Genomic DNA, 24,827 nt, shown 5'->3' on the forward strand with positions numbered 1-24,827 from the left:
ACCGTGACCCGTCCCGAACGCGTGGCTGTCGTCACGGGCGGAGGCCGGGGTATCGGTGCTGCCATCTCACGACGGCTGGCTGCCGACGGGCATGCGGTCGCGGTCAACTACGCGACCAGCGAGTCGGAGGCGCAGGAGGTGGTGAGCGAGATCGTCGCGGCGGGTGGTCGCGCCGCGGCGATCCCGGCGGATGTCTCCGACGCCGTCGCGGCGGACAGGCTGATCGCCGAGGCCACCCGGCTTCTCGGTCCGCCGACCGTACTGGTCAACAACGCGGGGATGAATCGCGCCGGGTCGGCCCGGAAACAGAATGCACAGGAATGGGATCGGGTCATCGGCGTCAATCTCAGCGGTGCGTTCTACTGCACTCACGCCGCACTCCCCGGCATGTATCGCGCCGGATGGGGTCGGGTCGTCTTCGTGACCAGCCCGTCCGGCGGACGCAGGCCGTCGCCGGGGATGAGTGCCTATTCGGCCGCGAAGGCCGGTCTCGTGGGTATGACGCGATCGATGGCCCAGGAGGTCGCGCGCCGCGGTATCACCGTGAACGCCGTGATGCCCGGGTTCGTCGAGACGGACATCATCGCCTCCGGCGGCGAGGCCGCGGTCGAGAACCTGGCCGCGCACTGGCCACGGATTCCGGCCGAGTCCGTCGCTGCGACGGTGTCCTTTCTCGTCGGTGACGACGGTCGGCACGTCTCCGGCGAGGAGGTCGGGGTATGGCTCGGCGGTCCCGTGGGCGTCTGAGGCCTCAGTCCTGCCGCGATGCGGCCGCGGCGTCGGCCTCGGCCCGGTAATTCCCCGGCCACGCCTTACCCAGGGTGAGACCGCCGTCGACGACGACGTTCTGGCCGGTCACGAACGAGGCGTCGTCGGAGACGAGGTAGGCGATGGCGCCGGCGATGTCGTCTCCCTCGCCGGCGCGAGGGATCGGCTGGAACGAGGCCAGTCCTCTGCGCACGGCCTCGACGCTTGCGTCGAGGGCGTCGCCGTCCAATCCTGCCCCGTTTCCGACGATCCGGGTCGCGACGCCGCCGGGCGTCACCGCGTTGACTCGTACACCGAACTCGGCCAGCTCGCGTGCGGCGCTGCGGGTCAGCTGCAGGACCGCGGCCTTGGCGGCACCGTAGGGGTGCGGACCGAAGCCGGTACGGACCCCCGCCACCGACGAGATGTTCACGATCGTGCCGAAGCCCTGCGCACGCATGACCCGGGCCGCGTGCTTCGTGCCCAGGAATGCGCTGCGCGCGAGGACGGTGAACGTCGAATCCCATTCCGCGGCAGACGTGTCGGTGATGTAGGCCCACTGTCCGACACGGCCCGCGTTGTTGATCATCGCGTCGAGACGGCCGAACCGTGCGGTCGCCGCGCGTACCGCCGCGGCGATGTCGTCCTCCCGGGTCACATCGGTGTGCCGGTACACCGCGTGGTCGCCGAGGGTGATGGCGAGCGCCTCGCCGCGGTCGTCGTCGATGTCGGTCACCAGCACTCGCGCCCCCCTCGCGGTCAGCATCGTGCAGGTCGACGCGCCGATCCCGCTGGCTCCGCCGGTCACGACAGCGACCTTCCCGTCGAGTCCCTTCATGTGGTGGTCCTTTCCGAAAGTGCCCTCGCGACTTCGATCTTGAGGAATTAATCTAAAGACATTAGCCTGATATCCGGATGTTCGCCGACGAATCGGCGGCGCCGTGACCGCGAGGAGAGTGGCCATGTCCGAGTCGATCGTGATAGAGAGGCCTCGTCCGGGCGTTCTGCTGATCCGGCTCGACCGTCCGGACGCGCTGAATGCGCTGAACGCCGAACTGGTCGAGTCCCTGCACGAGGTCTTCGCAGAGGTGCGGTCGGACTCCGAGACGCGGGCTGTCGTGCTGACCGGCAGCGGACGCGCCTTCTGCGCGGGAATCGACCTGCGCGGCTATGGCACACCGCCCGGTGCGCGAGAGGGCGAGGGGCGCGCGCAGGCGGGAATGCGCGTGCAGCAGCACATCGCGTCGCTGGTCGAGGCTTTCCGCGGTGCGCGGCCACCGGTGATCGCGGCGGTCAACGGTGCCGCGGCCGGCGGTGGGATGGCCCTGGCGCTGATGGCGGACGTACGGATCATGTCCGAGACCGCGTCGATGCACGCCTCGTTCATCAACCGTGGCCAGTCGAGTTGCGACATCGGCGTCAGCTGGCTGCTGCCCCGGATGATCGGCTTCTCCCGGGCGGCCGAGATCATGCTGACCGGACGGCCGGTCGACGCCGCCGAATGCGAGCGTGTCGGGATCGTGTCGGCCGTGGTGCCCGGCGACGATCTCCTCGACCGGGCACTCGACACGGCCGAGAACATCGCGCGCAACAGCCCGTTCGGGGTGTGGATGACCAAAGAGGTCATGTGGTCCAACCTCGAGGCCCCGAGTCTGCGCGCGGCGATGGACCTGGAGAACCGCACCCAGATCCTCGCGGCGATGACCAGAGATCATCGCGAGGCCGTGCAGTCGTTCCTCGAGAAGCGTCCCCCCGTCTACCGAAACCACTGACCGGTGCTGTTCACGCGCGACAGGGCGACATCCGAGGAAGAGGTGCAGGTGCGATGAAGGTCGGCGTGATGGCGGGGTATTGGGGGTCGGGTCCGCCCCGGCGGATCGAGCAGACGCTCGCCGAGGCCGAGGCACTCGGTGTGGACAGTTTCTGGACCGCGGAGTCCTACGGCTCGGACGCGCTGACGCCGTTGGCGTGGTGGGGATCCCGCACCTCGACCATCGCGCTCGGTACCTCGGTGTGTCAGATGTCCGCACGCACGCCCACCGCACTGGCGATGGCGGCCCAGACGATCGATCACCTGAGTGGTGGACGGCTGATCCTCGGGATCGGCGCGTCCGGGCCGCAGGTGGTCGAAGGCTGGTACGGGGTTCCCTATCCGCGTCCCCTCGAGCGGACGCGTGAATACGTGTCGATCATGCGTGCCGTCTGGGCCAGGGATGCGCCGGTGACCTTCGATGGGCGGCACCATCAGCTGCCCCTGCGTGGCGGGACAGGTCTCGGGAAGCCGCTGAAGTCCATCGTGCACCCCTTGCGTTCCGACATTCCCGTGTACCTCGGTGCCGAGGGCCCGAAGAACGTGGCTCTGGCGGCCGAGATCGCCGACGGCTGGACGCCGTTGTGGTTCTCCCCGAAGACCGACGAGTTCTACCGGGCCGCGATGGCAGACGGTTTTGCCCGAGAATCGGCCCGGCGCTCGGTGGAAGATTTCGAGATCGCCAACGTCTGTTGGCTTTCCGAGGACGACGACGTGGAGCGCGCCGCCTCGCGGCTCAAACCCGTTGTCGCACTGTACGCGGGCGGGATGGGCGCCAAGGGCGCGAACTTCCACAACGACGTGTTCGTGCGGATGGGCTGGGGAGACGTGTGCGCTGAGGTCCAGGACCTGTATCTCCGGGGCCGCGCGGATCTCGCCGCTCAGGCGGTGCCCACTGCGATGGTCGAGGACGTGGCGCTGGTCGGTCCCGTGGACAAGATCTGCGAGGACATCGAGAAGCGATGGAAGGCGACGTGTCTGACCACGATGATCCTGGGCGGCTGGCCGCGGGCGGGATCCCGCGCACGCATCCTTGACACCATCCGGGCGTAACCGCTCGCGCCCCGTTCCACAGCGATGCTTCGGAATGGTTGTGCAGTAGGGAATTACATGGTCCGTCGTGTTCGACGAAAATGCCCTAAAAGTAATGCCTTTAGGTTAATGTTCACCAGGACACAACCATGACCGGGCGTGGCGCTCGGCACTGAAGGCGTGAGGTGTTCATGATCGAGACCACATCGACTGCGGCCCCGGGGGGTTCATCGGAGGCGCCGCCGACCGACCCCGGGATGTCGAAGAAGGCCGGCCGGGCCGCATTCGTCGGAACGCTGCTGGAGTATTACGACTTCAGCCTCTACGCATCGGCGGCGTCCGTGGTGTTCGCCGGCGTGTTCTTCTCGGGGTCGAGTCCGTTTCTCGGAACGCTGCAGGCGGTGGGGACGTTCGCGATCGGTTTCGTCGTCCGGCCGATCGGTGGCGTCGTGTTGGGCAGCCTCGGAGACCGATTCGGGCGCAAGAGGATTCTCGTGCTCACTCTGGTCCTGATGGGCGCCGCGACGATGCTCGTCGGGCTCCTGCCGGGCTACGATCAGATCGGCTGGCTCGCACCGCTGTTGCTCGTCGTGCTGCGGATCGTCCAGGGGATCGGGGCCAGCGCGGAGTACGGCGGTGCGACCCTGGTCGCCGTCGAGTTCGCGCCGCGTGGCAGGCGCGGGTTGCTCGGTTCGCTGCCGGGCATGGGGGCGGCGCTCGGTGGTGTGCTGGGCACGAGCGCGCTGCTCTTCTTCTCGACCGTCATGTCCGAAGACGCCTTCATGTCATGGGGGTGGCGCGTGCCGTTCCTGCTCAGCGGATTGATACTCGCCTACGGGTTGTGGTTGCGACGGTCCCTGCCGGAAACGCCGGAGTTCCAGCGGATCGAGGACACCGGCGGCACGGCCCGCACCCCGGTTCGCGACGTCATCACCCAGCAGCCGAAGGCCCTGCTGGTCGTGATGCTGATGGCCATCGGCATGACGGGAATCGGCTACTTCTACCTGGTCTTCATGGGCACGTTCGGTGCCAACCAGCTCGGGTTGGGCAGCACCGACATCCTGATCGGGCTGATCGCCGCGCAGGTGGCCAATGCGATGCTGATCCCGGTGTTCGGCGGGCTCTCCGATCGGGTGGGGCGTCGGCGGATCATCATGGCGGGTTTCGTCTACAGCGCGGTGTTCGCCTGGCCCGCGTTCCTGGTGCTGTCCGAATACGACTCGGCGGTGGTGTTCTGGGTGGTCCTTGCGCTGGGCAACGGACTCGGCGTGGGGATGATCTTCGGCCCGATGGGGGCCTACGTCACCGAACTCTTCCGGTCTCGTCATGTGTTCAGTGGGCTCGGGCTGGGTCGCGAGGCGGGCAACGCGATCGGCGCGGCCATCGTGCCGGTGATCGCGGTGCCGCTCGCCTTCGACGGCACGACGATCTGGCTCAGCGTGCTGCTGTGCGGCATCGCGGTGCTCGGATTCGGTGCTGCCTGGCTGTCGAGGGTCGGTGCAGAAACCGGCGACGGCGCGGCGGTCAGCTCCGGAGATCGCGGTCGAGGAACTCCAGCAGACCTTCGCTGAGGACGTCGTTGTCGTCACCGCTGACCATGTGACCGGCACCGCCGACGTCGATCTGGCGAGCGGTGGGGATGAGCTCGAGGAGGTCGCGCGCACCCTCATCGCTGACGACGTCGGACTGTGCGCCGCGGATCAGCAAGGTGGGTACGGTGATCGACCTCGCCGCCCGGCGGGCCTGCTCCTCGCGGACCCCGGCCTGTTCCGGACTGTTGGCGCGGTCGCTCAGCATCCGGGGGTCCCAGTGCCAGTACCAGCGCCCGTCGCGCAGCCGGAGGTTCTTGCGCAGTCCCTCCGGCCGCGGCGGGCGGCGGCGGTGCGGGTTGTAGGCGGCGACCGCGGCGGCGGCATCCTCGAGGGAGTCGAAGCCGGCGAGGCCGTCGTGCATGAACGCCGATATCTTCTCCAGTCCTTCGGGTTCCGCGCGCGGCGTGATGTCGACGAGGACCAGGCCCCGCGCGAGCGTGGGATCGGCGGCCTGGGCGATGAGCGAGGTCATCCCGCCGAGCGACGCGCCGACGAGTACCGGGCGCGATCCGAGGCCGGCGACGACCGCCGCCAGATCGCGGGCATGTGCGGAGATCGAGTAGTCGCCGTCGGCGGGCCACTCGCTGTCCCCGTGTCCCCGCGCGTCGATCGTGACGGCGGTCCAGCCGTGATCTGCGAGCCTCCGACCTGTGCGTTGCCACGAGTGCCGGGTCTGACCGCCGCCGTGCAGCAGGAGGGCGGTCCCCGTCGCGGGCAGGTCCGTGGGCTCCCAGCGATCGGCGACGAGAGTGACCCCGTCTCCGTCCAGACGGATGGCGGTGGTGGAGTCGGGCATCTGCTGCTTCCTCTCGTGTGTCGGGAGTCGACCGTAAACTAATGATATAAGGTTTTGGGGTGCGTCGGCAAAGAGGGGTGGAGATGGTGAAGGGTGGCCCCGGTTCCGTCGGCTCGACCGGTGGGCTGGTTGCCGTGCTCTGCTTCACGGTGATGACGTTGTCGGTCATGCAGGCCGCGGTCGTCCCGGTGCTGCCCACCATGTCCGCGGAACTCGGGGTGGGACCCGCCGAGATCGGCTGGGTGCTGACCGCGAATCTGCTGTCGGCCGCGATCTGCACCCCGCTGCTCAGCAAGGTCGCCGACCGTCGCGGGGGACGAGCGGTGCTCATCGGCGTGCTCGTCGTGGTCGTCGGGGGCTCGGTGCTGTGTGTCGTCGCCCCGAACCTGCCCCTGCTCGTCGCCGGCCGCGTCCTGCAGGGCTGCGCGTTCGCGCTCTTCCCGATCGGGGTGGCCGTACTGCGGACGAATGTGGACGACCGCCGGCTCGCCCATGCGATCGGCCTGATGTCGGGGATCATGGCCGGCGGCGCGGGCATGGGCATGGTGATCGCCGGGGTCCTGGTCGCCGACGGCGGCTCGTACGTCAGGGTGTTCTGGTTGCTGCTGGCGCTGAGCGCGATCTCCCTCCTGTGGGTGGTCGTGGCGGTGCCGCGGAGCCCGCGGACCGCGGTGACCGGCTCGCTCGACATCGCGGGGGCAGCGCTCCTCGCGATCGGACTGAGTGCGCTGCTGCTCGCCTTGTCCGAGGGGCCGCGCCGCGGCCCGGTGCCCGCGATCGGGTTCGGGGCCGCCGGGCTCGTGTGCCTCGTGCTCTGGTGTGTGCACCAGCGCCGATCCGCCTCGCCCTTGGTGCCGCTCTCCTCGCTGGCGGGCCGGGCGGTCGCACCGGCGCATGTCGCCGCGCTGCTGGTGGGCGCGGCGATGTACTTCCAGTTCCTGGGTATCGCGCAATTCGTCCAGGCGGAACCGTCGATCTCCGGTTACGGGTTCGGGGTCAGCGTGCTCGGCGCGAGCGTGATGTTCCTGTTGCCGGGTTCGGTGGCGGGGGTCGTCGCGGCCGCGGCGAGCGGACGACTCGTTCATCGTTTCGGGGGCCATCGGGTGCTCGCCGCGATGTGCGCGTGCGGCGTGGTCGCGTTCGTCTTCCTCGTCCTCGCGCGCGACCGGCCATGGCAGCTGATCGTCGCCGCGGTGGTGGTCAACATCTTCGTCAGCGGGTCCTATGCCGCGCTCCCGTCCCTGCTGACCGGCGCCGTTCCGGCTTCGGAGACGGCCACGGTGAATGGCGTGAACGCGATCGCCCGCATCATCGGCAGTTCGATCGCCAGTGCCACGGTCGCCACCGCGTTCGCGACGATGACCGTCGCGGGTGGGAGCAGCGCCTCCGGTTCGGCCTACACCCTGGTGTTCGCCGTCGGTGGGGTGGCGGCCGCCGCTGCCGGGCTCGTCGGCCTGATGTCTCGTCCGCTCAGACCGGGTACCGAAGCCGGATCGGTGACCGCCGTCGGCGCACGAGACTTCCCGGCGCGTGCGCGGTGAGTGGTCCCCGCCTCAGCCGAGCGTGGACGTCCGGGCAACGAGTTCGGGCTGGAAGACCAGATTCGACGGCACATGGGTGTCGGCCGACTCGTTCGCCGCGGCGATCAGCAGGTCGACGGCGGTGACGCCGATCCGGGTGGTGGGCTGCCGGATCGACGAGAGGGGCACCACGGCCGACCGGGCGAAGTCGATGTCGTCGTAGCCGATGATCGCGATGTCGTCGGGGACCCGCACACCCCCGGCGAGCATGGTGAAGGCTTGTAACACCCCGATGGCGAGGAGGTCGTTGGCGCAGAAGACGGCGTCCGGGAGACCGTGCGGTCCGCGACCCAGCAGGGCGGTGCCGACCTCGCGCCCGGCCAGCACGCTCAGCGTCGTCGTGTCCACGACCTCCAGGGTCGCGCCGTCGACCTCGGCGACCGCGTCCTGGGCGCCGCGGCGACGGTCGGCGACCTGCCGCAGTCCCGGCGGCCCGCCGACGAAGACGATGCGGCGGCGGCCGGTGTCGCACAGATGGGACACCGCGAGGCGTCCGCCCGCGATGTCGTCGACGGCGACGGAGTCGAAAGGAGAACCCCCCGCGTCGCGGTCGACGAGGATCACCGGGGTGCCGCGGCGGCGCAGGGAGTCGAACCGCCGCAGATCGTCGCCGATGGGTGAGACGAGAAGTCCGAACACGCGCTGTTCGTCGAAGGTGTCGAGGTAGGCCTGCTCACGCGATTCGTCGTCATCGGAGGTGCCGAGCAGAACCGTGAGGTCGTGGTCGCCGGCCCGCCGTTCGGCGGCGCGGGCGATGTCGGTGAAGAACGGGTTCCCCACATCGAGGACGACCAGCCCGACACATCGGGATCGGCCCGCGCGGAGTTGCCGGGCCGCGTCGTTGCGCACGAAGCCGAGTTGGTCGATCGCCGCCTGGACCCTGGCGACGGTGGACGGGGACACCTTCCCCGGAGAGTTGAGCACGTTCGACACCGTGCCCACCGACACCGACGCCGCTGCGGCGACGTCGCGCATGCTCACACCCATGGGTTCATCTCACCAGACGCGGTACCGGTACACGCGGAGCCGGGAGGGTCGCCCATCTCTCGGCCTGGTTGACTACGAACAGGTTTCGTCCCGCCACGTTTCGTCCACTCTGGTGTCGTTCTGGCGCGTGGGGCACCACCTGCGCGGCACCTCCAGCACGAAAGGCGACTCGATGTCGACTCCGGCCAGTCCGTTCTCCGCCGACTACCAGCCCGATCCGCGCCGGTGGAAGGCACTGGCGGTGTGCCTGGTCGTGGGGTTCATGACACTGCTCGACGTCTCGATCGTGAACGTCGCGCTGCCGTCCATCGAGGCCGGGCTCGGTGCCACGTCCGCCGATCTGTCGTGGGTGGTGTCCGGGTACGCGCTCACGTTCGGCCTGGTGCTGGTCCCTTCGGGGCGGGTCGGTGACGCCCGGGGCCGCAAGGTCACCTTCCTGGTCGGACTGACCCTGTTCGTGGTGGCGTCGGCGGCATGCGGGGTGGCTCAGGGCCCGACGCAACTCGTCGTCTTCCGCCTGATCCAGGGCGTCGCGGGCGGCATTCTCGCGCCGCAGGTCTCCGGCCTCATCCAGCTGCTGTTCCGCGGGGCCGAGCGCGGCAAGGCCTTCGGCATGTTCGCCGCGACCATCGGGATCTCTACGGCAGTCGGACCGTTGCTCGGTGGTGTCCTCATCCAGCTGGGCGGCGGCGTCGACGGATGGCGCTGGATCTTCTTCGTGAACGTGCCGATCGGTGTGGTTGCCTTCATCGCCGCGATCCGGTTGATCCCGGCACGACCCGAGGAGCTCAAACAGCCGCTGCGCGGAAGTTTCGACCCCGTCGGAGTTGTGCTCCTCGGGGTGGGCGTCTTCGCGCTGATGCTGCCGCTCGTCCAGGAGCAGGAGTGGCCTGGTCCACGGAAATGGCTTCTGTTGATCGTGGCCGCGGTGGTGCTCGTCGCGTTCGTGTTGTGGGAGCGCCGCCAGGGTCGCGCGGGACATCAGCAACTCGTCGACCTCTCGCTGTTCTCGATGCGCTCGTATTCGCTGGGCTGCATCATCGCCATGGTCTACTTCGCCGGGTTCACGACGGTCTTCTTCATCTACACATTGTTCGTGCAACAGGGACTCGGCTATTCGGCGCTGCAGGCGGGTCTGGCGGTCACGCCGTTCGCCCTCGGGTCGGCGGTGTCGGCGACCGTCGGCGGCAACATCGTGACGAGGGTCGGTCGCTCGCTGGTCCTCATCGGACTGGGCCTCGTGGTCCTGGGCATGGCCGCGACGATCGTCGCCGTTCAGTTCGTGCCCGGCCCCGACGTCGGATACGCCGCCGCGTTGCCGCTGCTCGTCGCCGGAGTCGGCTCGGGTCTGGTGATCTCGCCGAACCTCACGCTGAGCCTCGACCAGGTACCGGTCACCAAGGCGGGCATCGCCGGAGGTGTCCTGCAGACCGGCCAGCGGATCGGGGCCGCGGCCGGTATCGCGCTCGTCGGCGCGGTGTTCTTCGCCCAGGTCGCCAACAGCGGTGGGGATTGGGCGCGCGCGTTCCAGATCGGACTCGGGACGGCCGCGGGCCTGGTTCTCATCGCGCTGGTGGTAGGGCTGGTGGACCACTTCGGACATCACCGGGACCAGACCCCGGGCGTCGACGCCCGCTCCTCCTGAACCGACACAGAGGGGCCCGATCGGCAGGATCGGACCCCTCCGCGACACCTTGGGCGTCAGGCACGTGCCCGGGGCACCAGCCGTTCGAGCTGGGTCACATGCGCGGGCGTCAGCTCCTCCAGGGAGGCGACCCCGAGGAGTCGCATGGTGCGAGCGATCTGTTCACCGAGGATCTCGATCATCCGGTCCACGCCGGCCTCGCCGCCGGCCATGAGGCCGTAGAGGTAGGCCCGGCCGACCAGGGTGAACCGTGCACCCAGCGCGATCGACGCGACGATGTCGGCGCCGCTCATGATTCCCGTGTCGAGGATGATCTCGGTCGAGTCGCCGACCTCCCGGACGACGTCGGGCAGTAGGTGGAACGGGATCGGTGCCCGATCCAGCTGTCGGCCACCGTGATTCGACAGGACGATACCGTCCGCGCCGAGGCCGGTGACGGCCTTGGCGTCGTCGACCGTCTGGATGCCCTTGACCACCAGCTTGCCCGGCCACTGCGACTTGATCCAGGCCAGGTCGTCGAAGGTGACGGTCGGGTCGAACATGGTGTCCAGCAGTTCGGCCACGGTTCCCGACCACCGGTCGAGGGAGGCGAATGCCAGGGGTTCGGTGGTCAGGAAGTCGATCCACCACTGCGGCCTCGGGATCGCGTTGACCACCGTCTTGGCCGTCAGGGCGGGCGGGATCGACATCCCGTTGCGCTTGTCGCGCAGGCGTGCCCCGGCGACGGGGACGTCGACGGTCACGAGCAGGGTGTCGTAACCTGCCTTCGCGGCGCGGTCGACCAGGGCCATGGACCGCTCGCGGTCCTTCCACATGTACAGCTGAAACCAGTTGCGACCGTGAGGGTTGGCGTCCTTGACATCTTCGATCGACGCGGTGCCCATGGTCGACAGTGAGAACGGGATGCCGGCGCGACCGGCGGCACGTGCACCGGCGTACTCGCCCTCGGTCTGCATCATCCGGGTGAACCCGGTGGGCGCGATGCCGAACGGCAGCTCCGAGCGCCCGCCCAGGATGGTGGACGAGGTGTCCACCTTCGAGACGTCGCGCAGGATCGCCGGGTGGAACTCGATGTCGGAGAACGCCTGTCGTGCACGTTCGATGGACAGTTCCGCCTCCGCCGACCCGTCGGTGTAGTCGAAAGCCGCCTTGGGGGTGCGTCGCTTGGCGATCTTGCGGAGATCTTCGATGGTGAGCGCGGCGTCGAGGCGGCGCTTCTTGGCATCGAACTGCGGCTTCTTGAACTGCATCAGCGGCGCGAGGTCGCGCGGCTTGGGTACTCGGCGCTTCATAGCGGAACCGGTGTGCATGGTCATGCCTTTCCTGCCCCGACCGTGGCGCGCGCACGCGTGCCGCGAGTGCGTCGGGGTGCATAGTGTTGCGGCGGGAACCTGTCGGCGACGATAGTCCGCATCGCCTCGAGATCGCCATCGATCAATTCATGGGCTCGTGCCGTGAGCAGTACGTTGCCGAGTGCGGTCGCCTCCACGGGGCCGGCCTGGACGGGCAACCCCAGGCGGTCGGCGGTGAGCTGGCACAGAAGCCGGTTCTGCGATCCGCCGCCGACGAGGTGCACGGTCTCCACCGGTGTCCCCGAGAGCGCGGCGGCCTTCGCGACGCCGTCGGCGAACGCGGATGCCAGACTCTCGACGATCGCGCGGACCATCTCGGCGCGGGTCATCGGCGGTCGCATGCCGCGCTCGTCGTACCAGTCGCGGATGCGTGCAGGCATGTCACCCGGCGGGAGGAAACGTGCGTCGTCGGTGTCGAAGACGTCGACGGTCGGCGTCACCTCCGCTGCCTGGGCCAGCAGCTCGCCGAGGTCGGCCCGGTACCCCTCGCGCTGGTACTGACGCACCGTCTCGCTGAGCAGCCACAGTCCCATCACGTTGTGCAGGTAGCGGATTCGGCCGTCGGCGCCGACCTCGTTGGTGAAGTTGGCCTTCCACCCGTCGCGGGACAGAACCGGTTCGGTCAGTTCGACACCGACGAGACCCCACGTGCCGCAGGAGATGTAGGCCGCTCGCGACGGATCCATCGGGATCGCCGCCACCGCCGACGCCGTGTCATGCGAGGCGACGGCGGTGACACGGGTGGACGACGGCAGGCCGAGCCGCTCGGCGACATCGGTGAGGAGAGGGCCCTGGTCGGACCCGGTCTCGACGATCTCGGGGAACAGTCCGACGGGCAGCCCGAGGCGTTCCATCATCGCGGTGTCCCACTGGCCGTTGACCCCGAGCAGACCAGTGGTCGAGGCGTTGGTCCGCTCGGTGCCGCGCCTGCCGGTCAGCCAGTAGGTGATCAGGTCGGGGATCAGCAGCGCGCTGTCGGCGTGATCGAGCAGGCCGTCGGCCTTCTCCGCGGCCAGTTGGTACACCGTGGTGAACGGCAGGAACTGCAGGCCGTTGCGCAGGTACAGGTCCACCGGCCCGAGTTCGGCGTGCACGGCGTCGACTCCGGCCGCCGTGCGATCGTCCCGGTAGTGGTGCGGCAGACCCAGCATCCGGCCGTCGCGGAGCAATGCGTAGTCCACCGCCCATGAGTCGACGCCGATGCCGACGAGGTCGTCGGATTGACGGGCTGCCTCGGCGAGGCCCGCCGAGGCGGCCCGGAACAAGCCGGGAACGTCCCAGTGCAGTGCCGACCGTCGGCCGTTCCACATGTGCACGGGATCGTTGGAGAATCGGGCGACCTGTTCGAGCTCGAGTCGTCCCCGCGACACATCGGCGAGCATCACCCGGCCGCTGGTCGCGCCCAGGTCGATCGCGGCGACCTGGGCGGACCGAGTGGAGCGGCTCATCGCAGGAACGCGGCGGCGACGCCCGCATCCACCGGCACGTGCAGACCTGTGGTGTGCGAGAAGTCGGACGTGCACAGGGCGAAGGCGGCGTTGGCGATGTTCTCCGGCAGCACCTCGCGCTTGAGAAGGGTTCGCTGGGCGTAGAACTTGCCCAGATCCTTCTCCTCGACGCCGTAGACGGCGGCGCGCTGCGCACCCCACCCGCCGGCGAAGATGCCCGAACCGCGCACCACGCCATCGGGATTGATGCCGTTGACCTTGACGCCGTGCTCGCCGAGTTCGGCAGCGAGCAGTCGGACCTGATGGGCCTGGTCGGCCTTGGTGGCCGAGTACGCGATGTTGTTGGGGCCGGCGAAGACCGAGTTCTTCGACGAGATGTAGAGGATGTCGCCGCCGAGCTTCTGGTCGATGAGGGCGCGCGCGGCGGCCTTGCTCACCAGGAACGAACCGCGTGCCATCACGTTGTGCTGCAGGTCCCAGTCGGCAGCGGTGGTGTCCAGCAACGACTTCGAGAGGGACAGGCCGGCGTTGTTGACGACGAGATCGATACCGCCGAAGGCGAGCACGGTGGCGTCGATCGCCGCCTGGACGGCTGCTTCGTCGGTGACGTCGGCGGCCACGCCGATGGCGACGTCACTCGAACCGATCTCCTCCGCGGCGGCACGTGCCTTCTCCGCGTCGAGGTCGGCGATCACCACGCAGGCGCCTTCGGCGGCGAGACGCGCCGCGATGGCTTTGCCGATGCCCGATGCCGCGCCGGTGACGAGCGCGATGCGGGTGGCGAGCGGTTTCGGTTTCGGCATCCGCGCGAGCTTTGCCTCTTCGAGCAGCCAGTACTCGATGCGGAACTTCTCCGACTCGTCGATCGGCGCGTAGGTGGAGATCGCCTCGGCGCCGCGCATCACGTTGATCGCATTGAGGTAGAACTCGCCTGCGACGCGCGCGGTCTGCTTGTCCTTGCCGAAACTGAACATGCCGACGCCGGGGACGAGCACGATGGCCGGGTCGGCGCCGCGCATGGCCGGGCTGTCCTCGGTCGCGTGCCGGTCGTAGTAGGCGCGGTAGTCCTCGCGGTAGCTCTCGTGGAGCGCCGCCAGACGCTCCTTGCATTCGTCGACCGATGCCGATGCCGGGAGATCGAGGACGAGTGGCTTGACCTTGGTACGCAGGAAGTGGTCCGGGCAGCTGGTGCCGAGGGCAGCCAGCCGCGGGTGTTCCTGTGCGGCAAGGAAGTCGAGCACCGGCTCGACGTCGGTGAAGTGGCCGACCTGCGGCTTGTCCATCGAGGCGAGACCGCGGATGAACGGTGCGAGGGCCGCTGCCTTGGCGCGACGTTCGGCGGCCGGGAGTGCGCCGTACCCGTCCAGCGGTGCGCCGAACGGCTGCGAGCGGCCGTTGGCGGTGATGTACTTCTCGGCGGTGTCGATGATCTCGAGCGAATGGGCCTCGGCCTCCTCGGACGTGTCACCCCACGCGGTGATCCCGTGCCCGCCGAGGATGCAACCGATCGCCTGCGGGTTGGACTTCTTGATCGCCGAGATGTCCAATCCGAGCTGGAATCCCGGACGGCGCCACGGCACCCATACGACGCGGTCGCCGAAGATCTTGTTCGTCAACGCCTCTCCGTCGGCGGAGGTGGCGATGGCGATCCCGGAGTCGGGGTGGAGGTGATCGACATGTGCGGCGTCGACCAGACCGTGCATCGCGGTGTCGATGGACGGTGCCGCGCCGCCCTTGCCGTGCAAGCAGTAGTCGAAGGCTGCGACCATCTCGTCCTCGCGGTCGAGGCCCGGGTAGACATCGACGAGCGCGCGCATGCGGTCGAGACGAAGGACGGCGAGGCCCTGCTCGGTCAGGGTGCCGAGGTCTCCGCCGGAACCCTTCACCCACAGCAGATCGACGTCCTCGCCGGTGACGGGGTCGGTGTCGGTGGCCTTGGCGGAGGTGTTGCCGCCGGCGTAGTTGGTGTTCTTCGGATCGGAGCCGAGCCGGTTGGAACGCGCGATGAGCGCGGCGACTGCGGGATTGGTCATGTCGGGGGATCTCCTCGAGTTCAGGGAAGCTGGGGCGGGGGAGCGCTCAGGCGCCCCAGGACGACTGGGTGCCGCCGACGCGCTCGGCGACGATGCGCTCGCGGTAGCCGGACTCGGCGTAGGCGGTCATCGGGTCGGCGGGGAGTCCGCGCCGGGTACGACGCTCGGCGAGCATCGGACGGACGTCGGTGTAGAAGGCATCCATCAGGATTCCGTTTGCGCCCAACACATCTCCGGCCTCCTGCGCCGCGGTCAATGCGTCGGTGTCGACGAGCAGCGCGCGGGCGGTCATCTCCTCGACGTTGAGCACCGAACGGATCTGTCCGGGGATCTTCTCCTCGACGTTGTGGCACTGGTCGAGCATCAGGGCGACCGGCGAGCCGGTGTCGAGGCCGCCGCCGCGGATCACCTCGAACAGGATGCGGAAGAGCTGGAACGGGTCTGCGGCACCGACGATGAGGTCGTCATCGGCGTAGAAGCGCGAGTTGAAGTCGAAGGAGCCGAGCTTCCCGAGGCGCAACAGCTGGGCGACGATGAACTCGATGTTGGTGCCCGGTGCGTGGTGTCCGGTGTCGAGGCAGACCATGGCCCGTTCACCGAGAGCGGTGACGTGGGCGTAGGAGGTGCCCCAGTCCGGCACGTCGGTGACGTAGGTCGCCGGTTCGAAGAACTTGTACTCCAGCACGAGTCGCTGATCGTCGCCGATGTGCTGGTAGATGGTGGCCAGCGACTCGGCGAGGCGGTCCTGGCGTCCGCGGATGTCGCCCTGGCCCGGGTAGTTGGTGCCGTCGGCGAGCCAGATCTTGAGGTCGCGCGAACCGGTCGCGTTCATCACGTCGATACACGCGATGTGGTGGTCGATCGCCTTCTGGCGCACCGTCTTATCGGTGTGGGTGAGGCTGCCGAACTTGTAGTCGTCGTCCTGGAAGGTGTTGGAGTTGACGGTTCCGAGGGTGACGCCGAGACCCTGTGCGTACTGGGCGAGGGCGGTGTAGTCGTCGACGGTGTCCCAGGGGATGTGCAGGGCGACGGTGGGGGCGAGTCCGGTCAGTTCGTTGACCTTCGCCGCGTCGGCGATCTTCTCGTGGATGGTGCGCGGGGTGCCCGGGGTGCCGAACACCTTGAACCGGGTGCCGGAGTTGCCGAACGCCCAGGAGGGGAGCTCGATCTCGAGATTGTCGAGGATCGTCTCGTCAAAGGTGGCCATCAGGGTTCTTTCGGTTGGGTTTCCCCGCCGCCGGCGTCGGGGAACAACCGGCGGCGGGGAAGTCAGTGGACTGATACGTTTCAATCAAGCGGAAGGCCCGCTGGAAGACGACTCAGACAGCGGTCGTGCTGGTGGGTTCGGCGGTGGGTGCGTCACCGGCGACCGGGCGGCCCGCCGACACCGGGTGCTCGATGAGTTGCGGCGACAGCGGTGCGCCGTAACGCTCGACCTCGATCTCCTGCAGCGTCTTGCCCTGCGTGTCGGGAGCGGCGATCGCGCCGATGATGAGCGCGATGGTGAGCAGGGCGACGAGCAGGATGCCCACCGTGGTGAGACCGGTGGCGGCCAGCATCGTGGGGAAGAAGTAGCTCAGCAGACCGGTCGCGGTGCGGACGACGAAGAACATCACGCCCTGCGCGCTGGCGCGATACGGGGTGGCGAACATCTCGCTGGCCCACAGGCTGTAGAACGCCTGCGCGCCGATACCCGCGGAGACGCCCCACAGGATCGCGAAGGCGAGCATCGTGGTGATGCCACCGTCGGTGAAGGCGACCAGCACGATCCAACCGACGATGCCCAGTGCCGCGCCGAAGATGTAGAGCGCGCGCTGTGAGACCCGATCGGCGTACCGCATGAAGCCGAAGTAGGTGGCGAGCACGGTGCAGCCCCACACCAGCACCTGCAGCAGGTTCTGCTGGACGGCACTCTCGAGGCCTGCGGTCTCGTAGACCCGGGGCATGAAGATGCCGGCCTGTCCGGCGACGGTGTTCCAGAACAGATAGATGCCGCCGAGCAACAGCAGCGCGGTGATGTTGACCTTCTTGGAGAACAGGCCCTTGACGCCGCGGGCGCCGACCGAAGCGGTGAGCGAGCGCGTCTCGTCGACAGCCTCGTCCTTCCAGATCTTCGACTCGGAGAGTCCCTGGCGGATCCACCAGACGACGGCGGCCACCACGAAGAGGTGCAGGAAGATCAGGCGCGATCCGAGCAGCCCGAGGGGTGCCAGTGCGGCGGCGAGGGCGAATCCGATCAGCGGACCGACCGACCAGGCGAGCTGCGCGGTGCCGACGTGCTTGGCACGTTCGACCGATGGTGCCTCTTCCGCGATATATGTCCAGGACGCCGGTACGCCGGCGCCGACCGCGAGGCCGGTGATGACGAATGCGGCCAGCAACATGGTGAAGTTGAGCGCGAAAGCGGCGAGCAGGACTCCGACCATGTAGACGAGCAGGTCGTAGGTGTAGATCGCCTTGCGGCCGTAGCGGTCGCACAGCGGGCCGCCGATGGCGGCACCGACCGCGGCACCGAAGGCGTTGGCGCTCAGCGCCGCGAGCAGGCCGACGGCGAAGTTGCTGATGCCGAACTCGTCCTGCCAGAAGCCGAGGCTGGTGGCGATCGCGATGATCGAACCGGCTTCGATGTAGTTCGACATGGCGACCGAGATGGTCGCCCGCCAGCCGGTGGTGGAGCGCGCTCCTACTTTCATGGTGATTCCTTGCGTCGGAGATCAGTACAGAGGGTCGGGATCGGAGAGGTCAAACCGGAGTTCGCTGATGTCGGTGCGCCCGTCAGTACGTGTCGTGTGTTGCGTGTGCGGGGTCAGTCGAGGTGGAAGTACTCGACGAGTTCGGTGCGGATCGTGTCGGGGTTCGCGCCCCCGTCGGTGCCGCCCGCGGCGGGGCGGAAGTACTCGGCCATGTGGGCCTGCCACCTGGCGTTGACCTCGGTGGCCTCCATCGCGGCGGAGGTTTTCGCGAAGTCCTCGGTCTCGAGGTAGCCGACGACCATGCCGTCGTCCTGTCGCAAGAACAGCGAGTAGTTGCGCCACCCGGTCTCGCGCAGCGCGTCGAGCATCTCGGGCCAGACCTCCGTGTGTGCCTCGAGGTAGTCCTCGACGCGCTCGGGGCGCAGATGCAGCACGAAACAGACGCGCTGGAGGTCGGACATGGCTGCTCCTGACAGACGACGTGTGGGGAAACGCAGATCGTCGGGAGGGGTCCACCTCGGCGAATTAGAACGTTTCAATTTGTGATGGCAGCAACATTAAGAGCGAGCTGTGAGGATGTCAAGAGCCGTCCGAGGCAAACGAGTCCCGGGCGGGCGGCGATGCGACATGATCATCGGAAACCGGTGAGGCGACAGGGGATGGCGTGCGCGGAGCGAGTCGGGGAACAGATGTCGGCAGTCCGGATCTGATGGGGAAGACGGCCATCGTGACCGGCGGTGGCTCCGGCATCGGGGCGGCGCTCACCAGAGCGCTGGTCGCCGGTGGTGCGGACGTCACGTGCGCGGACATCGATCTCGCCGCGGCCGAACGCGTGGCGGCGGCGTTGGCCGGTGGGCTCGGTGACGTCCGGGCCGTACATCTCGACGTGACCGATGCCGCTGCGGTGGCAAGCCTGGTGGACAGCGTCGTCACGCGGTCGGGCCGGTTGGACCTGATGTTCAACAACGCCGGCATCACGTGGGGTGGACCCACCGAGATGTTGTCGCTCGATCAATGGAACGCCATCATCGACGTCAACATCCGCGGCGTCGTCCACGGGGTCGCGGCCGCCTATCCGGTGATGATCGGCCAACGGTCGGGGCACATCGTGAACACGGCGTCGATGGCGGGGCTCGTCGCGGCGGGCCTGATCACCAGTTATGTCATGACCAAGCATGCGGTCGTCGGGATGTCGCTGGCGCTGCGCACCGAGGCGGCCGGGCATGGGGTCAAGGTGACGGCAGTCTGCCCGTCCGCGGTCGAGACGCCGATTCTGGACAAGGGCTCGGTCGGCGGATTCGTTGGTCGCAGATACTATCTCGCGAGCCAGGGTTCGACGAAGGCCTACGACGCCGACCGGCTGGCGCAGGACACCCTGGCCGCGATCGCCGCGAACCGACCGCTTCTCGTCGTGCCGCGGCGCTCCCGGATCTCCTGGCGCATGCAGCGATTGGCGCCCGGACTCACCAATCGTCTTGCAGCGCAGTTCATCGCACGGCAACGCGCGGAGTTGCGGTCGGAGGGTTAACCTCCGGCGGTACTGCTCAGGATGGCGACGATGACGCCGGCCACGGTCAGCACGCCGACGACCCACGCCATCGCGACCGCGACCCGTCTGCGCCCGAACCGTGCCGCGTTGATCGCGATCCCGAGGCACACCAGGATCGCGATCGAGTAGACCGAGATCCCGAGGGTGAGCAGAGCGACCGAGGAGTCGGCGAGCAGGACAACCCGAGTGGACATGCCTCCGAGTACATCACCAGTGGGATTCAGGGGTGCACGCGGATCGCGTCGGAGGTGACGTCACGCGGTGGACATCGTGACCGAAGATCTCGCGTTGTGCATCACGCCTCCGCCGCGCGCCTCGGACGATAGGCGACGACGAGCACGAGCAGTGCGACGACCGCGAACGAGGAACCGGCCAGAATCGTTGTGCCGGTAGCTGTGCCGGAGGGATCGCTGCGTTGTAGCGGGCCGAAGACGGTCATCAACGTGGCAAGTCCGAGCGCCCCGCCGACCTGGAGCAGCGCCTGCATGAGGCCCGAGGCGGCGCCGGCGTCGGCCGCGGGTGAGTTGTCGACGATCAGGACGTTGGCGGGGGCCACGGACAGGCCGATTCCCGCGCCCATGATCATCGACGGCGCCAGAATCGCACTGACGAAGGTGGATTCCGGGCCGACGAACGACAACCACAGCAAACCGACGATCGCCAGAGACAATCCCGCCATCAACACCGGTGCCGCACCGAGGCGGGCAACGAGGCGGGCGGTGATCCCGGTGACCGTCAGTCCGATGTTGAGGACCATGAACGGTAGGAAGGCGAACCCGGAGGCGACGACGCTGTAACCCATCACGTCCTGCAGGTGCAGGGTCATGAAGGTGAACATGCCCATCATCGCCCCGGGCAACAGCAACATCACCACGAACGGCGCGGCCTTGCGCGCGGAGTTCACCAGCCGGGGCGGGAGCAGTGGGTGGCTCGTACGGCGTTGCCGGACAGCGAAAGCCGCGAGGGTCGCTGCGCCGACGGCAAGCGATGCGGTGGTCGCCGGGTCGGTCCAGGAGACCTCGGAGGCGCGGATGAAGCCGAAGACCACCGCGGCGACGCCTGCCGCGGACAGAAGGGTGTCCCAGATACCCAGATGGCCGGTTTGCCGAGGTGTCTCGTCGACGGTGAACGGTGCGGCGAGGAGGATCGCTGCCCCGATCGGCACGTTGACCAGCATCACCCAGTGCCACGACAGCTGTTCGGTGAGTACGCCGCCGAGGAGCAGGCCGAGTGCGCCGCCCGACGCGGCGCCCAGCGAGAACCAGCTGATCGCTTTCGCGCGATCGGGTCCGGGAGGGAAGTTCGCGACGATCAGTCCCAGTGCGGTGGGTGCGGCCAGCGCGGCGCCCACACCCTGCAGGACGCGGGCGGTGAGAAGCATCCACGCGCTGGTCGCCAGTCCGCCGAGGAGCGACGCCGCGGTGAACAGTGCGATCCCGTAGAGCAGCGCGCGGCGGCGTCCGATCAGGTCGCCGAGACGTCCGCCGAGCAACAGAAGTCCGCCGACCGCCAGCACGTAGGCGTTCATCACCCACGACTGGGAGACCTCGCTGAAGCCCAGGTCGTCGCGGATGCGGGGAAGCGCGACGGTGACGATCGTGCCGTCGAGGATCACCATCAGCTGGCTCGCGACCACGACGATGAGTCCGATCCAGGTGCGGCGGTCGATGGTCGGTTCGCCTGCGCCAGACGCCGAAGTCGATGAGCGGGCTGCGCGATCGGAGATCTGGGACATCGGGCCTCCAGGGCGGGTAAGGTCGAAGAGGAGAGTCTCTCCAATTGGAGACTGTCTCCGCTTATTCAAGCGGAGATGCTCTCCGGTTACAAGTGTTTTCTTCGGGAGGTGGCATGACCAGCGCATCCGCGCCGGCAAAGCCGATGCGAGCCGACGCTCGACGCAACTACGAGAAGGTCGTCGCCACGGCGGCGCAAGCCTTCCGTGAGTCGGGGATCGACACATCGCTCGATGACATCGCCAAACGAGCCGGTGTCGGGGCCGGGACCTTGTACCGTCACTTCCCGTCTCGCGAGGCGCTCGTCGCGGCGGCAATGCGACAGGACACCGCTGCCCTGGTGGAGGCGGCGCGAACCGCAAACGGGGAGGAGCCGGGGGAGCGGCTCGTCGACTGGATTCGTGCACTCGCCCGCCACGTCGGGGCGTATCAAGGTCTGCCCGAGGTCATCATCGCGGCGGCCGGCGATCCGGAGAGCCCGCTCTTCACCAGCTGCGCCGACATCCGCGTGGCCGGCGCCGACATCCTCGGCGCCGCCCAACGCTCCGGCGGGATCCGCGCCGACCTCACCGTCGACGAACTGTTCACCCTGGCCAACATGATCGCCCTGGGACGCAGTTGCGTCGAGTCGCAGCGTCTCCTGGAACTCGTGGTCGAGGGTATCCGTGGGCCCGGTGTGTGAACCGGGCCCACGGACCCGTCCGTCCGTGCGCGGCACGGACGGACTCGCGGCCGGCTAGGAGCTGACGGTCACCTGCTCGAAGGCCAGCCGTTCCGGTGCTTCACGCCCGGCGAAGACCTGACGATTCGGAAAGCCGTCCGTCCAGATGTCGTACAGATACGACACCAGGCCGCCGGAGTGGTAGTCGCACACCATCACCCCGTCGGTGACCAGCACCGGCCACTCGTCGGGGTCGTCGCCCGTCAGATGCCAATAGCCCGAGTCGCCATCTGTCGACCGGCCCCATCCGAAGAAGGTGCCGCCGGTCAGATCGACGGCCGTGTCGGTGCCGTCGTCATGGGCCCAGGTCACGATGCTCTGGTCCTCGAGGAGTGGGTCGAGGTCCGCCACTGCGCGGCGGCCGGCCACCTCGATCGGCGCGTCGGGCCAGGGGAGTCCGGTCCAGACGAGGAAGTCGTCGCAGAAGACTCCGGGACCGTACGTGTCGGCGAGTCCTTTGTAGTCGGCCGGTAACCGGAATCCGAGTCGCTGTTCGGTGAGCGCCCAATGGATCGTTGCCGGCCGCGCCGCCGGCGGCGGGATCAGCGACATCAGATCATCGATGGTGTGCTTCGGCATGGTCGTCACCTCACGTTCGGGATGATCTCGAAATGAGCGATGCCGCCCCGGACGCCGAACGCTCCGACGGCGATGTCGGTAGGCGGACGGTGGTATCCGTTCCCGTAGATCGGGGTCACACTGTAGTGGACGGCTTCGCCCCTCGCGACGACACGAGCGATACGGTTCTCGACGACGCGCATGCGGGTGTTGGCCGCACTGCTCAACGCCACGATGTTCCGGGCGTCGCCGCCGAGTCCGCCGAGCCGGTTGGCGAGCAGATGCCCCCGTTCCAGGCCCGGCCGGTAGCCGGGAGGAGTGATGGATCGCGTACTCGGAGTGCCGGTCCTCAGCATGTTCGGAGTGATGGCGGCGTTCATACCGGTCGCGGCGCGACCCTGCATACGTGTCAGATTGACTTCGCCGCCGTCCCGGAATCGGGTGGTACGTGTGAGGGTCGTCCGGTCGGTGCGGTCGCTGGCGATCTTTCCGTTGTACGGATAGCGCTGCGGCGCAGGGTAACCCGGCGTCGGATTGGTCACCGACGGTGCCGGGGTACCGGGCCGCTGCGGCGGCGGGGGTGTGCTCGGCCGGTGGGGGCCGCCCGAGCCCGGGCCCATTCCCTGGAGGTGAATGCGGCATCCGTTGGCCCAGGCGACCAGCGCCGCACGTTCGGTGTTCAGTCGATTGGCCTCGGCCTGGTAGGCGGTGGCCTGTAGTTGCTGCTCCGGTATGCGGAACTGTCTCGGCTTGGCGTTGTGTGCCGCGATTCGCGCATTCAGCGACCGGGCCTCGGCATTTCCCTGAGCGATGTCGCGGTCACTGCATCCGGTCGGTACGGCATTCGCCGCGTGGACCGGCGTGACAAGTGCGACGACGAGAAAGAGGGCGATCATCGCCCCACGCATCAATATCTTCATCTGTTCCCCCGACGGGTCGTCCTGATTGGTCTCGATGGGCCGCGACGGACTCGGAAGGTGCCGAGTGTCGTTCGGTACCACCGGCAGTCATGTAACCGTGGGGATCGGAGCGGTGTCCACGCACGTATTCGGCTGAACGGCCATGCGTTTGATCGACGCAGCTTGTGCCGAAGAGTCCGCGCGGACGCCGGATGCGGCGACGGTATAACGGCGCAAACGCCTGGTCAGAAGTGCCCCCAGTCGGACTCGAACCGACACTGTGCCGATTTTAAGTCGGCTGCCTCTGCCAATTGGGCTATGGGGGCGCAGGGTCCGCTCGACGACGGTGCCCCTGGTGAGCATAGTCAGCTTTCCTTGACCGACCCCGGCGCCGGGGCCATCATGGGGCATGGACGCGGCAGCAGTGACCGGGGCACGTAACTGGGATTCCGTGCGGGAGCGGCATCCCGAACGCGTCGAACGCCTCGAGTCGGGTCTGGTGCAGGGCGACCCGCTTGCCGACGCCGTGATCGTCGAGGCCCGGCAGCAGGGCATCTCGTTCTCGACTCTCGTCGCGTTGCTGGAGATGCACGCGGACGCCGACACCGCGCCCGATCCGGATCATCTCGAGCTGCCGGCCACCCTGGCCCATCTGCTGCGAGTGGCGAGCGTGCCACCACCGTGGTTCGACCCCGCGTTCGCGGCAGCGGGTGCGCGTGCCTGGTGGCGCTTCGGGACGCTGCAGTCGTCGACCCTCTACCAATCACTGATCTACGGATTCAAGGCGCAGGGGTTCGTCCGCCCGCTGGTGGCGACCGGCCGCCTCGGGTCGGGTACCCGCGATCGCGTGCAGTCGACTGCGCGGTGGGTAGCGGAGGCGACAACGCCCGGGTCGATGCTGCCGGGCCGCCCGGGTTGGGTTGCGACACTGCGTATCCGGCTCCTGCACGCCTACATCCGCGATGTCCTGCGACAACCCGTCGACGACGCCGAGGGCTGGGATGAGGACGAGTGGGGTGCACCGATCAACCAGACGTACTCGGTCATGACGATCTCCTGCGGATTCCTCGCGCTGCCCCTCGTCGTGGCCCGTGACTTCGGCATCCACTACAGCAGTGCCGAGCAGGAGGCGATCACCCATCTGTGGCGCTGGATCGGTTGGGTCATCGGCGTCGACGACGAACTGTTGCCGCCCAGTTACGCGGACGCGCGTGAATTGTTCCAGGTGGCAGGCGAATTCGAGCTCCGCCCGGACGACTCGTCAAAGATCCTCATCAAGGCGCTGTTGCGCGAGGGGTACGACCTCCCGGGTGTTGTGCACAGCGCGGCGCCGATCCCGGTGCCGGGACTGCTGGTGTCGGCGGTGGACACGTTGACCAGGCCGCTGCTCATGTCATCGTTCTCCGCGATCAGCACCCGCTGGGTCGAGCGGCCCGTGGCGCGGCGGATGGGCTTGCGGCGGACGCCACTGCACCATCTCGTCGACGTCGCGCGCCCCGCGGTCCGTCTTCGCGAGATCGCCCGCGCGACCGGAATCCTGGGGTCCGAGTCCACGGTCATCGAACGCGAACTGCGGACGGTCCGACGCGGACTCGGTATGGCCCCCCAGCCGTCGGAAACACACCTGTCCGCCTGATTGCTGATAACTTAAC

22 protein-coding genes and 1 tRNA gene are annotated in these 24,827 nt (G+C 68.2%); 9 read left to right on the plus strand and 14 right to left on the minus strand.

What is annotated here, in order from left to right:
* Positions 1-3: 3 nt before the first annotated feature.
* Positions 4-747: an SDR family oxidoreductase gene (locus tag ACSUZC_RS07630; protein ID WP_439032246.1), complete on the plus strand. Its 744-nt coding sequence runs from the start codon at positions 4-6 to the stop codon at positions 745-747.
* Between the two features lie 4 nt (positions 748-751).
* On the opposite strand, the gene ACSUZC_RS07635 is transcribed toward ACSUZC_RS07630, so the two are convergent.
* Positions 752-1,585, minus strand: coding sequence for a glucose 1-dehydrogenase (locus ACSUZC_RS07635; RefSeq protein WP_439032247.1), 834 nt, complete (start codon positions 1,583-1,585; stop codon positions 752-754).
* A 124-nt stretch (positions 1,586-1,709) separates the two neighbouring features.
* Here ACSUZC_RS07635 and ACSUZC_RS07640 point away from each other — a divergent pair, with 124 nt between their 5' ends.
* From ACSUZC_RS07640 to ACSUZC_RS07650, 3 genes are all read left to right on the plus strand, one after another.
* On the plus strand, positions 1,710-2,519 hold the full coding sequence (locus tag ACSUZC_RS07640) for an enoyl-CoA hydratase/isomerase family protein (protein ID WP_439032248.1): 810 nt from the start codon (positions 1,710-1,712) through the stop codon (positions 2,517-2,519).
* A 53-nt stretch (positions 2,520-2,572) separates the two neighbouring features.
* Positions 2,573-3,610: an LLM class F420-dependent oxidoreductase gene (locus tag ACSUZC_RS07645; protein WP_439032249.1), complete on the plus strand. Its 1,038-nt coding sequence runs from the start codon at positions 2,573-2,575 to the stop codon at positions 3,608-3,610.
* A gap of 170 nt (positions 3,611-3,780) precedes the next feature.
* Positions 3,781-5,160: an MFS transporter gene (locus ACSUZC_RS07650; protein WP_439032250.1), complete on the plus strand. Its 1,380-nt coding sequence runs from the start codon at positions 3,781-3,783 to the stop codon at positions 5,158-5,160.
* Here the strand turns inward: ACSUZC_RS07650 and ACSUZC_RS07655 are convergent.
* The gene (locus tag ACSUZC_RS07655; RefSeq protein WP_439032251.1) at positions 5,114-5,977 is read right to left on the minus strand and encodes an alpha/beta fold hydrolase; all 864 of its coding nucleotides are present in this window, start codon (positions 5,975-5,977) and stop codon (positions 5,114-5,116) included. The two genes, ACSUZC_RS07650 and ACSUZC_RS07655, sit on opposite strands and share 47 nt — an antisense overlap.
* 59 nt (positions 5,978-6,036) lie before the next feature.
* On the opposite strand from ACSUZC_RS07655, the gene ACSUZC_RS07660 reads away from it, so the two are divergent.
* Positions 6,037-7,518 (plus strand): MFS transporter, encoded by a 1,482-nt coding sequence (locus tag ACSUZC_RS07660; RefSeq protein WP_439032252.1) that lies wholly within the window; start codon positions 6,037-6,039, stop codon positions 7,516-7,518.
* A gap of 12 nt (positions 7,519-7,530) precedes the next feature.
* Here ACSUZC_RS07660 and ACSUZC_RS07665 read toward each other — a convergent pair whose 3' ends face one another.
* Complete coding sequence (locus ACSUZC_RS07665) at positions 7,531-8,544, minus strand: LacI family DNA-binding transcriptional regulator (RefSeq protein ID WP_439032253.1); 1,014 nt, start codon at positions 8,542-8,544, stop codon at positions 7,531-7,533.
* Positions 8,545-8,716: 172 nt separating this feature from the next.
* Between ACSUZC_RS07665 and ACSUZC_RS07670 the strand changes: the two genes are divergently transcribed.
* On the plus strand, positions 8,717-10,189 hold the full coding sequence (locus ACSUZC_RS07670; RefSeq protein ID WP_439032254.1) for an MFS transporter: 1,473 nt from the start codon (positions 8,717-8,719) through the stop codon (positions 10,187-10,189).
* Positions 10,190-10,245: 56 nt separating this feature from the next.
* Here the strand turns inward: ACSUZC_RS07670 and ACSUZC_RS07675 are convergent, their stop codons facing one another.
* From ACSUZC_RS07675 to ACSUZC_RS07700, 6 genes are all read right to left on the minus strand, one after another.
* Positions 10,246-11,481 carry an alpha-hydroxy acid oxidase gene (locus ACSUZC_RS07675; RefSeq protein WP_439033032.1) on the minus strand — a complete coding sequence of 412 codons (1,236 nt, stop codon included), beginning with the start codon at positions 11,479-11,481 and terminating at the stop codon, positions 10,246-10,248.
* Between the two features lie 20 nt (positions 11,482-11,501).
* Positions 11,502-12,989 carry a rhamnulokinase gene (locus ACSUZC_RS07680; protein WP_439032255.1) on the minus strand — a complete coding sequence of 496 codons (1,488 nt, stop codon included), beginning with the start codon at positions 12,987-12,989 and terminating at the stop codon, positions 11,502-11,504.
* Positions 12,986-15,022: a bifunctional aldolase/short-chain dehydrogenase gene (locus tag ACSUZC_RS07685; protein ID WP_439032256.1), complete on the minus strand. Its 2,037-nt coding sequence runs from the start codon at positions 15,020-15,022 to the stop codon at positions 12,986-12,988. Before ACSUZC_RS07685 ends, ACSUZC_RS07680 begins: the two co-directional genes overlap by 4 nt.
* Before the next feature lie 46 nt (positions 15,023-15,068).
* Positions 15,069-16,229: an L-rhamnose isomerase gene (rhaI, locus tag ACSUZC_RS07690; RefSeq protein WP_439032257.1), complete on the minus strand. Its 1,161-nt coding sequence runs from the start codon at positions 16,227-16,229 to the stop codon at positions 15,069-15,071.
* A 112-nt stretch (positions 16,230-16,341) separates the two neighbouring features.
* Positions 16,342-17,715: an MFS transporter gene (locus ACSUZC_RS07695; protein WP_439032258.1), complete on the minus strand. Its 1,374-nt coding sequence runs from the start codon at positions 17,713-17,715 to the stop codon at positions 16,342-16,344.
* Positions 17,716-17,828: 113 nt separating this feature from the next.
* The gene (locus ACSUZC_RS07700; RefSeq protein WP_439032259.1) at positions 17,829-18,176 is read right to left on the minus strand and encodes an L-rhamnose mutarotase; all 348 of its coding nucleotides are present in this window, start codon (positions 18,174-18,176) and stop codon (positions 17,829-17,831) included.
* 248 nt (positions 18,177-18,424) lie between these two features.
* Between ACSUZC_RS07700 and ACSUZC_RS07705 the strand changes: the two genes are divergently transcribed.
* The gene (locus ACSUZC_RS07705; protein ID WP_439032260.1) at positions 18,425-19,243 is read left to right on the plus strand and encodes an SDR family NAD(P)-dependent oxidoreductase; all 819 of its coding nucleotides are present in this window, start codon (positions 18,425-18,427) and stop codon (positions 19,241-19,243) included.
* Here ACSUZC_RS07705 and ACSUZC_RS07710 read toward each other — a convergent pair.
* Positions 19,240-19,458: a hypothetical protein gene (locus tag ACSUZC_RS07710; protein WP_439032261.1), complete on the minus strand. Its 219-nt coding sequence runs from the start codon at positions 19,456-19,458 to the stop codon at positions 19,240-19,242. The genes ACSUZC_RS07705 and ACSUZC_RS07710 overlap by 4 nt on opposite strands.
* 101 nt (positions 19,459-19,559) lie before the next feature.
* Positions 19,560-20,999, minus strand: a complete 1,440-nt coding sequence (locus ACSUZC_RS07715) for an MFS transporter (RefSeq protein ID WP_439032262.1) — start codon at positions 20,997-20,999, stop codon at positions 19,560-19,562.
* A gap of 113 nt (positions 21,000-21,112) precedes the next feature.
* Here ACSUZC_RS07715 and ACSUZC_RS07720 point away from each other — a divergent pair, with 113 nt between their 5' ends.
* Complete coding sequence (locus tag ACSUZC_RS07720; RefSeq protein ID WP_439032263.1) at positions 21,113-21,679, plus strand: TetR/AcrR family transcriptional regulator; 567 nt, start codon at positions 21,113-21,115, stop codon at positions 21,677-21,679.
* Between the two features lie 54 nt (positions 21,680-21,733).
* On the opposite strand, the gene ACSUZC_RS07725 is transcribed toward ACSUZC_RS07720, so the two are convergent.
* The 3 genes from ACSUZC_RS07725 to ACSUZC_RS07735 all read right to left on the minus strand — a co-directional run bounded on the left by ACSUZC_RS07725 (position 21,734) and on the right by ACSUZC_RS07735 (position 23,501).
* Positions 21,734-22,297 (minus strand): hypothetical protein, encoded by a 564-nt coding sequence (locus tag ACSUZC_RS07725; protein ID WP_439032264.1) that lies wholly within the window; start codon positions 22,295-22,297, stop codon positions 21,734-21,736.
* Between the two features lie 5 nt (positions 22,298-22,302).
* The gene (locus ACSUZC_RS07730; protein WP_439032265.1) at positions 22,303-23,184 is read right to left on the minus strand and encodes a DNA/RNA non-specific endonuclease; all 882 of its coding nucleotides are present in this window, start codon (positions 23,182-23,184) and stop codon (positions 22,303-22,305) included.
* Between the two features lie 243 nt (positions 23,185-23,427).
* Positions 23,428-23,501: transfer RNA gene (locus ACSUZC_RS07735), tRNA-Leu, on the minus strand.
* 83 nt (positions 23,502-23,584) lie between these two features.
* Here ACSUZC_RS07735 and ACSUZC_RS07740 point away from each other — a divergent pair.
* Positions 23,585-24,811, plus strand: a complete 1,227-nt coding sequence (locus ACSUZC_RS07740; protein ID WP_439032266.1) for an oxygenase MpaB family protein — start codon at positions 23,585-23,587, stop codon at positions 24,809-24,811.
* The last annotated feature ends 16 nt before the right edge of the window (positions 24,812-24,827 follow it).

Source organism: Gordonia terrae (genome assembly GCF_051789125.1).
Classification (GTDB): Bacteria; Actinomycetota; Actinomycetes; order Mycobacteriales; family Mycobacteriaceae; genus Gordonia; species Gordonia terrae_A.